Origin of the sequence: Corallococcus sp. AB049A, from assembly GCF_003668885.1 — a bacterium.
Lineage (GTDB): Bacteria > Myxococcota > Myxococcia > Myxococcales > Myxococcaceae > Corallococcus > Corallococcus interemptor.
Map to the genome: position 1 here is coordinate 1 of NZ_RAWL01001475.1, position 383 is coordinate 383.

Consider the following 383-nt stretch of genomic DNA (forward strand, 5'->3'; position numbering starts at 1 on the left):
GCACAGGTCCACGCCATCGCGTTGCGGCAGCATCAGGTCCAGCAGCACCAGGTCGGGCTGGTAGCGCGCGAATGCGTCGATCACCTGGCCGCCATCGTCCACCCATTCGCTGGTCATGCCGGCGGCGGCCAGGTAGTCGCGCAGCACCGAGGCCAGGCGTGGCTCATCCTCGACGATCAGGATCTTCGCGGACGCGGCGGGGGACAGGCTCATGCGGACTCCGGCAGGGTGACGACTACGCGCAGCCCGCCCAGCGGCGAGGGCTCGGCGTGGATATGGCCGTGGTGGGCGAGGATGATGTTGTGGCTGATGGCCAGGCCCAGCCCGCTGCCGCCGCTGGCGCGGTTGCGCGAACTCTCCACCCGGTAGAAGCGCTCGAACAG

At 69.7% G+C, this 383-nt stretch carries 2 protein-coding genes; both read right to left on the bottom strand.

Annotated features, from left to right (window positions below; all coding sequences use genetic code 11):
* A partial coding sequence (locus D7X55_RS47500; RefSeq protein WP_121725820.1) for a response regulator occupies positions 1 to 213 on the bottom strand: 213 nt, incomplete at its 3' end.
* Positions 210 to 383: an ATP-binding protein gene (locus D7X55_RS47505; protein ID WP_368666538.1), complete on the bottom strand. Its 174-nt coding sequence runs from the start codon at positions 381 to 383 to the stop codon at positions 210 to 212. The genes D7X55_RS47500 and D7X55_RS47505, both read right to left, overlap by 4 nt.